This window comes from Nostoc mirabile CHAB5784, assembly GCF_020829645.1.
Lineage (GTDB): Bacteria > Cyanobacteriota > Cyanobacteriia > Cyanobacteriales > Nostocaceae > Nostoc > Nostoc mirabile.
The window spans coordinates 112,340-127,242 of the sequence record NZ_JAIVFS010000017.1; the positions used below are offsets into that span (position 1 = coordinate 112,340).

General features: G+C 43.9%; 12 protein-coding genes. 9 read left to right on the forward strand and 3 right to left on the reverse strand.

Annotated elements, in window-relative coordinates:
• Positions 1 to 671: 671 nt before the first annotated feature.
• Positions 672 to 3,326: a sensor histidine kinase gene (locus tag LC653_RS13945; RefSeq protein WP_229495041.1), complete on the forward strand. Its 2,655-nt coding sequence runs from the start codon at positions 672 to 674 to the stop codon at positions 3,324 to 3,326.
• A gap of 556 nt (positions 3,327 to 3,882) precedes the next feature.
• Here LC653_RS13945 and LC653_RS13950 read toward each other — a convergent pair.
• The gene (locus LC653_RS13950) at positions 3,883 to 4,281 is read right to left on the reverse strand and encodes a hypothetical protein (protein WP_229495042.1); all 399 of its coding nucleotides are present in this window, start codon (positions 4,279 to 4,281) and stop codon (positions 3,883 to 3,885) included.
• Positions 4,282 to 4,860: 579 nt separating this feature from the next.
• Between LC653_RS13950 and LC653_RS13955 the strand changes: the two genes are divergently transcribed.
• From LC653_RS13955 to LC653_RS13970, 4 genes are all read left to right on the forward strand, one after another.
• On the forward strand, positions 4,861 to 5,157 hold the full coding sequence (locus LC653_RS13955; RefSeq protein ID WP_229495043.1) for a hypothetical protein: 297 nt from the start codon (positions 4,861 to 4,863) through the stop codon (positions 5,155 to 5,157).
• A gap of 170 nt (positions 5,158 to 5,327) precedes the next feature.
• Entirely contained in the window at positions 5,328 to 5,678 is a 351-nt protein-coding gene (locus LC653_RS13960) for a hypothetical protein (protein ID WP_229495044.1), read from the forward strand.
• An 859-nt stretch (positions 5,679 to 6,537) separates the two neighbouring features.
• A complete protein-coding gene (locus LC653_RS13965) occupies positions 6,538 to 7,890 on the forward strand; it encodes a histidine phosphatase family protein (RefSeq protein ID WP_229495045.1) in 1,353 nt (450 codons plus the stop codon).
• Between the two features lie 135 nt (positions 7,891 to 8,025).
• Entirely contained in the window at positions 8,026 to 9,357 is a 1,332-nt protein-coding gene (locus tag LC653_RS13970) for a dihydroorotase (protein WP_229495046.1), read from the forward strand.
• 468 nt (positions 9,358 to 9,825) lie between these two features.
• On the opposite strand, the gene LC653_RS13975 is transcribed toward LC653_RS13970, so the two are convergent.
• Entirely contained in the window at positions 9,826 to 10,227 is a 402-nt protein-coding gene (locus LC653_RS13975) for a VOC family protein (RefSeq protein ID WP_229495047.1), read from the reverse strand.
• 285 nt (positions 10,228 to 10,512) lie between these two features.
• Between LC653_RS13975 and LC653_RS13980 the strand changes: the two genes are divergently transcribed.
• The 4 genes from LC653_RS13980 (at position 10,513) to LC653_RS13995 (ending at position 13,422) form a co-directional block, all read left to right on the forward strand.
• Positions 10,513 to 11,460, forward strand: coding sequence for a zinc-binding dehydrogenase (locus LC653_RS13980; RefSeq protein ID WP_229495048.1), 948 nt, complete (start codon positions 10,513 to 10,515; stop codon positions 11,458 to 11,460).
• A gap of 179 nt (positions 11,461 to 11,639) precedes the next feature.
• Entirely contained in the window at positions 11,640 to 12,044 is a 405-nt protein-coding gene (locus LC653_RS13985; protein ID WP_229495049.1) for a hypothetical protein, read from the forward strand.
• A 25-nt stretch (positions 12,045 to 12,069) separates the two neighbouring features.
• Positions 12,070 to 12,870 carry an SDR family oxidoreductase gene (locus LC653_RS13990; RefSeq protein WP_229495050.1) on the forward strand — a complete coding sequence of 267 codons (801 nt, stop codon included), beginning with the start codon at positions 12,070 to 12,072 and terminating at the stop codon, positions 12,868 to 12,870.
• A gap of 249 nt (positions 12,871 to 13,119) precedes the next feature.
• A complete protein-coding gene (locus tag LC653_RS13995) occupies positions 13,120 to 13,422 on the forward strand; it encodes a nucleoside/nucleotide kinase family protein (RefSeq protein ID WP_229495051.1) in 303 nt (100 codons plus the stop codon).
• A 40-nt stretch (positions 13,423 to 13,462) separates the two neighbouring features.
• Here the strand turns inward: LC653_RS13995 and ltrA are convergent.
• The coding region (gene ltrA, locus LC653_RS14000; protein WP_229495052.1) for a group II intron reverse transcriptase/maturase at positions 13,463 to 14,903 on the reverse strand (1,441 nt) is incomplete at its 5' end.

Sequence of the window (14,903 nt, forward strand, 5' to 3'; positions counted from 1 at the left end):
TCATCTCAATAAAAGGGGTGGGAGGAATAGCCGCCCACTGATTTAGTCATTAGTCATTGGTATTAATCGCCAGATACTCCACTTGGGGAGACCCCAGACGCTCGATAGCGCAGCGTTAGCGACGTAGGAGCGTCTGACCCGCTCTCCGTGGCGCTATCGCCCTACAGCCCTTTGGGCATCCTACGGCGGGCGTCTCCCCTTGGGCTACAGTGTACACACAAATCGAAAAATCCTCTAACCACATTTTTGTCAGAGTGAAACTGTCACACTCACCCACATCCCGCCCAGAACTGAAGTTCAGGGCTGATAGCGAAAGTCCACGCTTTGTGGACTTCAGCTATGAGACTCGGAATTCATTCCGAGGCGGAATAGAAACGCAGCGCGAGATTTATTAATAAAGATATGCGGCAATACGCTTGGGTTAAGGATAATCGTAGGTTGGGTGGAACTTAAGTGTTACCCAACAAACCCGCGAAAATGTTGGGTTTCGTTCCTCCACCCAACCTACGCATGGTAAAATCTACCAGTGCAGTTAACTAACGTTTTGTTTTTTACCAGAAGTGTTATATTGACTCTTGACCCGACCGAGTACAAACTATGCATAAGCCCATAGGAGTCCGAAGTCAAGGTATTGTACTCAGTACTACAGGACAGGAAGGGGGAGTCGGCAGATGAACAAAAATACTAAACAAAGTGGTGTTTTTTCTCTGTTTAAAGGCGTACCCCTACGTCGCATTTTGGTAGCGTTGTTTCTGCTGCAAATCTTGCTAGCTGTGGGATTAACTGCATATTTATCAATCCACAATGGGCAAAAGGCAGTCAATGAGGTAGCTAGCGAATTACGTTATGAAGTCGCTAATCGAGTAGAGCAGAATTTACAGACTTATCTCTCAACCCCGCGTCAAGTACTACGCGGTAATCAAAATGTCATTGACGCCGGGTTGCTAAAGATGGAAAATTTGGCAACCTGGGAGTCATACTTAATAAAGCAGTTAGAGATTTTTCCTGATGCGTTGGCGCAGCCCGCCGCAGGCATCGCTTTAACGGCAAGCAATGAACAGCAAGAATATCTAGCGGTGGAAAAGCTCAACGATCGCCAATTTTTACTCAGAAAAGCCGACAAGTCAACTGGGTACGACCTCTACACTTACAGAATTGACTCTCTTGGTCAACGTACCCAACTACCAGAAGTGATCAAAAACTATGATGCGCGATCGCGTCCTGATTATCAAGCAGCAGTTACCGCCAAAAACTTCAGCTTTAGTCAGATTTTTACACCCCTGACTGAATCAACACTTCTGATTAGTGCTTCTCTTCCTATATATAACTCCCAAGGTCAGTTACTCGGAGTCAACAGCACTCTAACTCATATATCACAAATTGGGGATTTGCTGCAAAATATTAAAGTTAGCAAGTCTGGGCAGATTTTTATTATCGAGCGATCGGGGCTATTAATAGCAAGTTCTACAACTGAAGAACCATTCCGCTTACAAAATGGTAAACCCATTAGGTTGGCAGCTTCTCAAGGCGGGAATTCCTTGACTCAAGCAACCGCTAAATATTTAACAACTAAATTTAGTAACTTTGACGAGATTAAGAGTTTACAGCAGCTAGATTTCTCCTTTGACGGCAAACGACAATTTTTAGAAGTTAGACCCTTCGAGGGTGAACCAAATGTGAATTGGTTGATAATAGTGGCTGTCCCAGAAGCAGACTTTATGGGACAGATTGAGCGCAACACTCAAACCACAATTTTTCTCTGTTTGGGAGCATTGGGATTAGCTACTTTACTGGGGATTATCACCGCCCGTTGGATAACTCAGCCAATTTTGTACTTCAGCACGGCGACAAAAGATTTAGCAGATTTGACTAATGGCGAAGACTCTGTGGTGATAGTACAGGGCATTAAAGAACTAGAGGTGCTGGGTGGATCTTTTAACGAGATGATGCAGCAGTTACGCAAAACCTTTACTGCACAGATAACTAAAAATGAAGAGTTAGAATTGCAACTTAAGCAGCGAACTCAAGAATTACAGCAAGAGATTCAAGTACGAATTAACAGTGAGCAAAGACTGAGCCAGCATCATCGGGTGTTAGTAGAACTGGCAAATAACAAGGCGATTTCAGAAGGAAAGCTGGAAACGGCATTCAAAGTTATTACCGAGAAAGCAGCAAATGCTTTAGAAATAGAACGAGTCAGTGTGTGGTTATTCGATGGCGAACGCACCAAACTACAATGTATAAGTCTCTATGAACGTAGCAACCAGAGACATTCGGCAGATATAGAACGCAACCTTGCAGATTATCCCATCTACTTTAAATCCCTGACATCTGCCCGGATCATTGCTGTCACCGACACTCGCACCGATTTACGGATACAAGAATTATGGGATGAACTGCTAAAACCGAAGAATATTGTATCCCTAATTAATACTTCCATTTGGGTTGGGGGGGAAGTAGTGGGAACAGTATTGTATGAACAGATTGATATTCCCCGCATATGGGAACTGAGCGAGCAAAACTTTGTTAGCTCAATTGCGGAATTTGTCGCCCTAACTTTGGAAGTATGCAATCGCAAAAGTGCAGAATCCGCTCTGCGTGAGGCTCAAGAAGCTGCCGAAGTCGCAAATCGTGCCAAAAGAACCTTTTTAGGAAATATGAGCCATGAATTGAGAACTCCCTTAAGCTCCATTCTTGGAATCACAGAAGCACTCCAAAATGAAGTGTACGGTACTGTAAATGAAGAACAGCGCCAGTTCTTAAATACTCTCGAATCCAGTGGTAAGAATTTACTAGAATTGATTAACCAGATCCTTGAGCTTACCGACATTGAATCTAGCAAGATAGAACTGCAACTAGCTGCTACTTCGATTCAAGGATTATGTGACTCTAGTCTCAGTTTTGTCAAACATTTAGCGTTCCAGAAAAATATCCAACTGAGTTTACAAATACCTGAAGAACTCGAACCCATCCAAATCGATGAGCGCCGCATCCGCCAAGTATTTATCAACCTGTTGACTAACGCTATCAAGTTTACTAAAGAAGGAGGAAAAGTTTGGATTGAAGTCCAGCCAAATTCCACAAATGAATATATCTTTTTCAGCGTCGTAGATACGGGTATTGGGATGCTTTCCGATGACCTTTTCCAATTATTTCAACCTTTTGTGCAAGTTGAAAATCCCTCTACCCGTGGTTCTTCAGGTACTGGTTTAGGATTAGTAATAGTGCAAAAGATTGTCGAGTTGCATGGTGGTACTGTCCATGCTGAAAGTCAGTTAGGTAAAGGTAGTCGATTTACAGTCAAACTTCCGTGGAAAAAGGTCTAGGAGTGGGGAGTGGGGAGTGGGGAGTGGGGAGTTTTCTTTGTTCCCATACTCTGTATGGGAATGCATTTATTGAGTATCTGATATCATGTCTGCTTGATTGCTTATTAAACCCGAATCACCCCTCCCCTTGGTAAGGCTACGGTGTACACACAAGTGCTGTCCACATACGTTTCAACTCTTTTACCCACATTTTTGTCAGAGTTAAACTGTCACACTTACCGACATCCCGCCCAGAACTAAAGTTCAAGGCTAATAGCTGAAGTCCACGCTTTGTGGACTAAATTGATTATTCAGTCCACAAAGCGTGGACTTTAGCTATGAGACTCGGAATTCATTCCGAGGCGGGATAGAAACGCAGTGCGAGATTTATTAATAAAGATATGGCTGCGACAAGACTTGTGTGTACACGGTAGCCAAGGCATCGGGGAGGGGTTGGGGGTGGGGTGTAATGACTGTGGTTAGCATAACTATTTATGCAAACATGATATCAGAGACTCAATTTAGATTCAATTTACCAACAATTTATTCTGCGATCGCTCCATCCAGTCCACTAAGGCTATGATGCAGTTTTAGCATTCTCACTGACTGATTCTTTTGAAGTCGTCTTTAAACGTGTCGCTGTGCTTTTGCGGATGCGATCGCTTTTGCGAACACCACCCGCCATTTGATATTCATGGCTATCTTTGCCGTATTTAAAAGCAACTCCAAGGAGCATTTTTTCCGTCAAGTCGCTCAAAGTTGTTTCCAACTCTTTCATCTCATTTTTGTAAGAGTCAATCACAGCCAGAGTAGTATTATAAGCTTCTATTTTGCTACGATACTGCTGAATTATTTGTGTGATACTTTGCAAGTTGCGAGCATCGCCAAAATCCATAGTGGGATCAATTGCTTTGAGTCCGGCCATTCTCAATTCAGCTTTTTCTAGAACGCGATATGTACGCTTTTGACGAGGCATAATTATGTTCTTTTTATTGTGTTCTAGAGCTAGCTTGCCTTACTAAAGCTTGATTTGGGTTGGGTAAAATCCACAGAGCTGGTGTTTAATATGACTTTTATCTACGTAATATCAACTAAAATTATGATGTTTGTAACAAAAATCGTAGTGGTGGTAACTAAACTCGTAACATTGTAACGAAAATTATGATGTTTGTAACAAAAATCGTAGTGGTGGTAACTAACCTGGTTATTTTAGTAACAAAATCGTAACACTGTAACGAAAATTATGATGTTTGTAACAAAAATCGTAGTGGTGGTAACTAAACTCATTATTTTAGTAACTTAAAGCGCAATGTTAGTGACGACAACTGATTGCAAATCAAAAAGCGTAGATATCGCACCCAATTAATTGAGCAAGTAATGCTGAAGTGAATCTAAATTTATTAAGTTAATGGCAAAATTTAGAGCAAAAGCAGTGTAGTAATAGGATACACATAGTCAAAGTAGCAGATGGAACCTTTAACTACTGCGGCGATCGCAATTCTACCGTTTTCCCGGCTGTGGCGATTTGTTAAACAACTAATTCGTAATTAAAACATTGGCTTTGCACGTAGGCGTAGCCCGCACTTCTCTACGAGACGCTCTTGCTAGCTTGCTTCCACGTTCGCCCTGGTGCCGTAGGCAAGTGGTACGATATGGTTCGACTCCGCTCACCAGCCGCTCAGTGACCATCGTAGACATCGCCTTTTACAATTGGAGTGTTAATTGTATTCAGGCAATCAGAGAAGGGAATACCATTGATTTACCTGATAACGTTCCTGATTTCATCCTGGCATATCTCAACGAACTTAACTGCGATCGCTTGGAAAATGAACCAAATAATCTAATTTCCTAAGAAATGCCATTCGTTATAGCTTGGTAATCCTTAAAACAACATTCACCATTGACACTCTAAGTATATACGCAATACAATTAATTTAGTAGAACCTAACGATAGAGTTAATTCAAATAATTTTCCCACACAATAAGAGACGAGCAATATAAAAAATAATTTGGATAAAACAAATGAACACCAAAATTATTGCTTTCTTAGGGATTACGGCAGCCTTTGCAAGCTTAGAAAGCCAAGTATACGCACAGTCACCAGCATCAAGCTCAAATCTAGAACAATACAGATTAACTGGTGATTCTCTCCTTGGAATTGATCATAGAACAGCCCAAGAAGACTTTAGAAGCTTTTTTGAGCAAACTAATCCAGCAAGCATCTCCAATAATAGAAGAGGTAACAAAACTCCAGTCAGAATACAGTTTAACGAATCATTATCACAGCCAGACACTTCTGTTTTATTAGCGCCGGCTCAGTCTGGGAGTGACAATGACGGATTGCAAGTACAGTTGGATTTACAGAGAGAATAATCAGATATAGATATAAAGGCTAATGGGAGCATCCCAATTTTGCACGAAGTGTTTGTCATAACGTGGTTTTGATATAACTTACACATTTGGGATGCTCTTAAGGTTAATGCTGTAGTTTTAATTAATTACGGATTGCCCAAAATCCTTGGTAGGCACAATTGATAAGTTGTGCCTGCCTCATTTTCACTGCTATGTCTAAATGGTATAACGAACCGCAGAGGCAAGAGAGACGCAGAGAGAATAAAGAGAGATTTTCATAAATGATTTAGGATTGCTATATACATTGAATTGTTCTTAGTTACTTAACTTAAACTAAATTTAATATAGAATTAAAACAGTTTTGTTAGCAAACATTGTTAACACAACGGCGGTTTTAGTTGCAAAAAAATTGTAGGTTGGGTGGAGGCTAAGCCATTGCCAACATCCTGATATATGTTGGGTTGCGCTCCGCTCCACCCAACCTACGTCTAATGCACTATTATTGCGTAGACAGTCCACTACGTGCATTTCAAAAATCAAATACTAGTCCTATATATATAGCAACGGACAGGGAGCTTAAGACAGCAATAAAATCACAAAGTACGCTGTTGAAGATGCGTTTCCCGCAAACTGTCCTAACGGCTTTGGCGACTGCTATACATTGAATTGTTCTTAGTTACTTAACTTAAACTAAATTTAATATAGAATTAAAACAGTTTTGTTAGCAAATATTGTCAACACAACGGCGGTTTTAGCTGCTCATTCTACGTCCCCTACAAGAATAAAGTTTCGTACCTGACTAAATCCGTTTTTCTAAGTCGCTAAATGTGCAATCATTTTGCAGTAGAATTAATCGTCTAGATAAGAGGAGGGCTTTTAGATGACTCGTGTCATCATTGTGCGCCACGGTCAAAGCGGTTATAACACCGAGCGGCGTATTCAGGGACGCACTGATGCGTCAACATTAACCGAAAAAGGTCGTAACGATGCAAGTATTGTTGGCAAAGCCCTCAGCAATATTTTATTTAATGCGATTTACAGCAGTCCCCTGCAACGAGCGAAACACACAGCAGATATTATCCATAGTGAGTTAGCTACTCATGCTGAACAGTCTGCTGTAATCCAAGTTTCTGATTTGCTGCTAGAAATCGACTTACCTTTATGGGAAGCACTGCTAACTGCTGAAGTTAAGCAGAAATTTGCCGAAGACTACCGCACTTGGCATCAACGCCCCGACGAACTGCGGATGCTGCTTAATGATGCACAAGGGACAAGAGAACATTTTCCTGTTCTTGCTTTATACGAACAAGCGCGGCAGTTTTGGCAAGAAACTTTGTCCCAACATCAAGGCGAAACTATTCTCATAGTGGGACATAACGGCATTAATCGCGCCTTAATTAGCACAGCCTTGGGAATTCCTCCAAGTCGCTACCATTCAATACAGCAATCTAACTGTGGCATCACTGTACTAAATTTTGCTGGAGGATTGGGAGAACCAGTTCAGCTAGAATCCTTAAATCAAACGCAACACACTGGGGAAAGTCTACCCTCTTTGCGACCGGATCATCAAGGAATACGGTTGTTATTGGTGCGTCACGGTGAAACTGAATGGAATCGCCAAACCAGGTTTCAAGGGCAAATTGATGTCCCCCTCAACGACAACGGTAGACAACAGTCGCAAAAAGCAGGCGATTTTCTCCAAGAGGTAGCGATTGATTATGCTGTAAGTAGCCCAATGCTGCGCCCTAAAGAAACAGCAGAGATTATTCTAAAACAACATCCTAATGTAAAGTTAGACTTGCAAGATGGTTTAAGAGAAATTAGTCACGGACTCTGGGAAGGAAAATTAGAAACAGAGATAGAGCAAGAATTTCCCGGAGAATTGCAGCGCTGGCGGTTAGTACCGACCCAAGTGCAAATGCCTGAAGGGGAAAATTTGCAAGAGGTGTGGGAACGTAGCGTTGCAGCTTGGCAATCAATTCTGGAAGCTGCATCAACGAATCAATTTAAAACTGTCTTAGTAGTAGCTCACGACGCAACTAACAAAACTTTACTTTGTCACATTCTGGGTTTATCGCTGGAAAATTTCTGGAATTTCCGCCAGGGTAATGGTGCAGTTAGCGTTATTGACTACCCTTCTGGAATCGATGGTTTACCAGTATTGCAAGCGATGAACATCACCACTCACTTCGGTGGAGGGGTACTAGATAAAACAGCAGCAGGGGCGTTGTGAAAAAGAGACGCGATTAATCGCATCTGTACAGGAGAAACGCGATTAATCGCTTCTGTACAAGAGAGACGCGATTAATCGCGTCTGTACAAGAGAGACGCGATTAATCGCGTCTGTACAGGAGTTAGGAATAGTTTTATGACTGAACTGCTGCAAAAAGTACGGGTAATTGACCCAGTTTCTGAAATCGATGAACTCTTTGATGTGCTGATTGCTGATGGTTATATCCAAGAAGTGGCTTCGCACATTACTGACATCAGCCCCGATACTCCAATCAGAGATTGTCAGGGATTAGTTATCGGGCCGGGGTTGGTGGATTTGTACAGCCACTCCGGTGAACCAGGGTTTGAAGAACGGGAAACCCTGTTGTCTCTCTTACAATCTGCTACTGCTGGCGGCTTTACCAGAGTTAGCATCTTACCCGATACATCCCCAGCTATTGATAACCCTGCACTTGTAGCACAGTTGCAGCAAAAGAGACACGGGAAGATGAGGAAGAAGGAAAAAATTAATTCGGCTCCCCCTGCCTCCCCTGCCTCCCCTGCTCCCCCTGCCTCTCCTCTCCCCCTGCTTCATATCTGGGGTGCTATCACCCTAGATGTTGCTGGGAAGCAAATGACGGAATTAGCAGATTTAGCGTCTGCTGGAGTTGTTGGTTTTAGCGATGGTAAGCCCTTAGAGAATTTGGCGCTGGTGCGGCGAGTGTTAGAGTATGTCCAGCCGTTGGGTAAATCAGTAGCATTTTGGCCTAGCGATCGCCAGTTAACAGCAAATGGTGTAATGAGAGAAGGGCCAGATGCTCTGCGTTTCGGTTTACCCCCAATACCCACCAGCGCAGAAACTACTGCCTTAGCAGCAATGCTTGAATTAGTTGCAACCATCGGTACACCAGTCCATATCATGCGCGTCTCCACATCTCGCAGCGTGGAACTGATTGCTTCAGCCAAGGCTGCTGGTTTACCCATCACCGCCAGCACCACCTGGATGCACCTTTTACTTGATACAAAAGCAGTTAAGAGTTATAACACTAGCTTGCATTTAGACCCGCCGTTAGGAAATCCTAGTGATGTGGCGGCGTTACGTGCAGGGGTGCGTGCGGGTGTGATAGATGCGATCGCTATTGACCACACACCCTACAGCTACGAAGAAAAAGTCCAAGCCTTTGCCGAAGCGCCTCCAGGAGCAATTGGTTTAGAGTTAGCATTACCTTTGCTGTGGCAATATCTCGTTGAAACTGAGGAATTTACAGCTTTAGAATTATGGCGGGCATTGAGTACCAGTCCAGCAGAGTGTTTGGGGCAAAAAGTCAGTGCGATTCTACCTCATCAACCAGCCGAACTTACTTTATTTGATCCCCAGCAAACCTGGAAAGTCGAACGGAAAAGTCTTTATACACTTTCACAAAATACACCTTGGTTAGGACAACAGTTGAAGGGTCATGTTGTGCAAACATGGTGTTTAAAAATGTAAAATACTCTGAGAGCTATGACCTTTTAGCTCGACTTTAGGCGTTGCTGAATCAAGGGATGATTCTTGTAGGGTGGGCGTCTCGCCCGCCCTGAAATACAAGGGACGGGCAAGATGCCCATCCCACAAAACTAGCAAAATCATCCCGCAAATATGCAACGCCCGACTTTATCCATTTTCTAGCAACGCGATCGCTATTGATTACGCACCTACAACTAAGTCGGACTCCAATTCATGCCCAATTCTGACGGCTTATACCTCAATACGGTTCGGTTAAGGCAAGAGACGCGATAAATCGCAGGCAAGACAAAGGACTGATTATTGTAAAGACGGCGATTTATCGCGTCTTTGCGATTAGCGGCGTGTCATCAAAAAACCTTATCCAACTGTATTGGCTTATACCTTTCTTCTTTTTTGTTAGGCAACTCCTAATACGGTTCGGTTAAGATCCCCCCGCCTGCGGCGACCCCCTTAAACTTCTCTACCGCCTGTATGTGAGGAAGTTAACGTTAATAGATAGCCGTCCGGCGCAGTCAAAGTAAATGAACTGTGGATTCTGCCTGTTTCAATCTCAGAAACAGTTAGCCCCCACTTCCTAAAAGTATCTCTGGTGACAAAAACATCGTCTACCATCAGATCAAAAGGCGCATTTATTCCAGGAGCGATGGTCTCTGAACTTGTTCTCAAAACTAAATGCGTTCCTCCCCGTAATTCTAAAACAGCTAATTGTTCTGATTGGGCGATCGGCCGCAGCCCTATCTTAACGAAAAAATCGCTAGCTTCCGGTACATTACTCACATATAATCTCACATGCCCAATCGCCACCGGGGGACGGGTATCCTTTTCTTGTGCAATAGTTTCTGGTAGTGACATAGCTTTAATCCAAAAATCTTTAATTACCGTTTAACTGCAAGCATTGATGAAACAAATCTTTTCACCGGGTGCTTGATTCTTTTGTCTGTCTTGTGATAGTTTTCTTTCTACGTCCTTAAAAACACTATAAGCCCATCGACTTACCGTAATTTATTAAATATCATTAACCTAGTTGTAGAGATGTGGGGTTAAAAAGGACTAGCTAAATCTATCGAGTTTATTCTTGTAGGCAGTACATCGTGAACCACCGCTCTAGAAATTCATCTCTAAGCCAGGGCATTCTCTATGAGTAAAATACGTGCTGTGATTGTTGATCCGAATGTGGTTGGACGTTTGGCACTGAGTGAAGTGACTGCACCGAAGCCTGCCCCAGATGAGGCACTAGTCAGAGTGGCGGCGATTTCTCTCAATCGGGGAGAGGTGAAACGTTCAACTTCTGCTGAGGCTGGTTGGCAGCCTGGTTGGGACTTAGCAGGTGTAGTAGAAACTTCTGCAGCTGATGGGTCGGGGCCTCCCCAAGGGACGCGTGTAGTTGGCTTGCGCCGCGCCGGTGCTTGGGCAGAACTCGTGTCTGTTCCCACCAACGCTTTAGCAGAAGTGCCGCCATCGGTATCCTTTGCTCAAGCTGCCACACTGCCTGTAGCAGGTTTAACCGCGTATCATGCTGTGCTAAAAGGTGGTTCGCTGTTAGGTCGCCCAGTTCTGGTTACAGGTGCATCAGGAGGTGTTGGTTACTTTGCTATCCAATTGGCGCAACTGTCAGGGGCGCAAGTCGTGGCACACATTCGTCAAGCTGGCTATGAAACTCTAGTTAGAGAAGCAGGCGCACAATCGGTGGTGATTGGCGAAGACCTCTCACCCGCCAGCGAGTATGGCCCCTATGATCTAATTGTAGAGTCAGTAGGTGGCAAGACTTTGGGGGTAGCCCTTGGCTTACTGGCACAGGATGGAAAAACTGTGCTGTATGGAGTATCTGGGGGAGCAGAAGTGACATTCAACGCTGCTCAATTTTTCGGGACTGGTGGCGTGAGTCTGTATGGTTTACGTCTGTTCGATGAATTGAGATTTGAATCAGCATCAGTTGGTCTAAAACGGCTTTTGAGTTTAGTAGAAGCAGGTAAATTGCGTCCTCACATTGATTTAGAAGCTTCTTGGACACAAATAGCTGATGTAGCCCAACAATTACTCGACAGGCGTTTTCCTGGCAAGGCTGTATTGCACATTTCAAAATAATTCGTAATACTTCGGCTACGCGGTTCCTGAGCGTAGTCGAAGGGCAGTACAAGTTCGTAGTACTCGCCTCCGGCGAGAAGCAAGCTACGTAATTCGTAATTAATTCTCTTTTCATGCAGTCATTTATGGAGAAAGACTAATGTTCTTCTTTGTTGCAATCAAGCAGATTTATCTGTGGGGTGATAATTACGAATTACGTTAGCGCAGCGTTAGCGAGTCTTCGAGCGTCATTAACAATTACGAATTATGCTGACTTCTGGTTCAAGCTAGATCAGCTTGTAGCCGCTAGCAATGTCAAGATAGATCGCCCAAAAGGGTCATCACATCCACGTTATTCATCCTTAGTTTATCCGCTTGACTATGGATATTTACAAGACACTCGCTCTGGAGATGGAAATGATATTGATGTCTGGATAGGTAGCCTGTTTAGTAAAACAGTAACTGCCGTTATTTGTGGTGTTGACTTGGAAAAACGAGATACAGAAATCAAGATACTTCTGGGTTGTACATCTGAGGAAAGTCGAGTCATCTTGGATATCCACAATACAGGCTCTCAATCGGCAATATTATTGGTTCGCAAGTAAATTACATTTTTGAGGGTAAGGTTGTATGAGTTTAGAACTAAAATTATCAGGTAAAACAGCGATCGTCACAGGAGGAAGTGCGGGAATTGGTTTAGCAACTGCAAAAGCACTCTATAGTGAGGGTGTAAATGTAGCGATCGCAGCCCGCAATCAAGAACGCTTAGATCAAGCTATAGCTGACATCCAGTCTTTACCCACGCCAGGCGCTAAAGTTATTGCCATCAGCGCTGATTTAACTAAAGCAGAGGATGTTGAGAATGTTGTTTCAACCACCTTGGCCCAATTTAATCAAATTGATATCTTGATTAATAATGCAGGTTCAGCCCGTGCTGGATCTTTCCTGGAATCAACAGATGATTTATTTTTGGATGCTTGGAACTTAAAATTATTGGGCTATATCCGCCTAGTTAGAGCCGTCGTTCCCCATCAAAAAAGTCGCGGTGATGGACGCATTGTCAATATAGTCGGCGGTGCAGGACGGACACCTCGTCCTAACTTCCTAGCTGGTGGTACAAGCAATGCGGCTCTGCTCAACTTCACAAAGGGCATTTCTAAAGAGTTAGCCGAGTACAAGATTCGCATTAATGCCATCTCGCCTGGTGCTACAGCTACTGAGCGTGCCGAGACTTTAGCGCGGCAGAATGCCCAAGCGCAAGGGATCACCGTCGAGCAAGTGAAGGCGCAAAACATCCAAAGTATTCCTTTAAAAAGAATCGCCCAGCCAGAAGAAATTGCCGCGCTGGCGCTATTTTTGGTATCTGATCTTGCTGCATCGATTACAGGAACAGAGATTATCGTTGATGGCGGCTCTACTCCTGGTGTTTAGCAGTAGAGACGCGATTCATCAGACGCGATGAATCGCGTCTCTACTTTTGTAAAAACATAAACTTCTTGGAGATAAAAACATGGGTTCTCAATGGCTATCAAAGGAGATGCTTCTGAGTACAACCGTCGTCAGGCGGTGACTGCGTAATAGGGACTCGCGTAAAAATAAAATACCAGCTAGACAATCTCTGTGAAGTAGAAGTTTCATTGGTAGTAAAGCAAGTTCCATACTTGGGCAGAGGAGCGATGCATGGGTGATACACGCGCTACTGTTTTGGAAACAATAGCGGATACTTTAATCGAGCGTGCTGAGGCTCTGCCTTCTCGTGTTCTGCAAGTAGCGGTGACAGGCATTACTGCTAGTGGCAAATCCACTTTGGCACAGGAGCTAGCGCAGATATTAACCAGACGTGGAAGAAGTTCTGTTCATATTGCAGTGGATGATTTCCATAACCCACTTGATCTGCGCCATCGCCGAGGCCGTGATTCGGCTGAAGGCATTAAACTCAACGAGGTTGTCACCAACCCCGTTGGTCTTCAAAACCGTGCATGAGACTTTCACCTCACACGGCTCCTCAATAACTTGGTGCTTGTCACGCATACCTCATCACCCATTTATCCTCAACTCTTTCAAGCTTTTTGGTGGGCTTAGGCTCGGCACTATTACAGCCGGATTTTATGCCAGGACTGCCATCATTGACTGTCTTTGTGTCGTGGCAATGTCGATGTAGCAGTTGAAGATTTTTATACTCATCCTTTCCACCTTTCGATTTCGGAATGCTATGGTCAACTTCCATCACATCGTTTTCACGGAAAAACAAGCCGCAGTGGGTGCATTTCCCATTTTGCTTTTTCAGGAGTGTTGCCACTCTTTTGGGCAATTCGGGGTTTTTTCCCATTCTTGTACTCCAATAAACCAGATTTCCGTCGTATGGTGACGATTCGCCTTTAACTTTCACATGACGCACTATTGGCGTGTCGGCATGGTTTAGTAACCGAAGTGGGGTTGAACCTTCCTTCCTGGTTGCGAATACCCAGTTATCACCGCCTATGCCATGCCAATATCTTTTTGACACCCATTCCCCGTTCTTTTTGGGGTGGCGGCGTTTTGCCCAAGCTCTTAACTTTTGGTACGTGAGGTTATCGATATCTGTGTAAGCTACCTTACTTACCACAGTCGCGTAGTAGTTAGCCCACCCCTTAATAATTGGGTTTAAATGACTGATTAGCGCCGCTTGCGGTGCTGCCTTGTGAGCTTCAATAACACTGGCGATTTGTTCGTAATGTACCTTTTGCTTCTGCTTGCTTGGGGTGATGATTGTCTTAAAACCCTGTTTCGAGTGATACTTTCCTTGGGGAAGTTGTTGTATCGTAAAACCAAGGAAGTCGAACCCTGGTTTTTCTTGCTCATACTGGTTGAGGGTGTGAGTAAGTCTCGTTTTGCTGGGTTTTAATTCCAAACCCATGCCTTGCAACCATTCAGAGATAATCTCTTTACATCTTTGGACAACGGTTATGTTTTCGTGGAGAATCACGAAGTCATCGGCGTACCGGATTAAGCTGAGGGCATTACGGTTATCCCTTTTACCAAAACCACTTTTACCAGGAAGGGTATCGGCGTATTGCTTAATCCGTTCTTCCATCCCGTGAAGGGCAATATTTGCCAGTAATGGGGAGATGACCCCGCCCTGTGGCGTACCCTCAGATGTTGGAAACAACTGCTTGCCATCCATCACTCCCGCTTTTAACCATGCGCGAACTTGTCGGCGGATGGTGGGGAATGTATTTAATTTTATTAGCAGCGCTTCTTGGTCGATGCGGTCAAAACATTTGGCAATATCGGCATCTAACACGTACTTTGGCTTTTGCCTAATTGCGTTAAATATTGCCTCCACCGCATCATGGCATGAGCGTCCGGCTCTGAACCCGTATGAGTTAGGCTCAAATCGCGCTTCCCATTCTGGCTCTAATGCCAGCTTGACAAGTGCTTGCAAGGCTCGGTCTTTCATTGTAGGTATACCTAAAGGTCGCTTC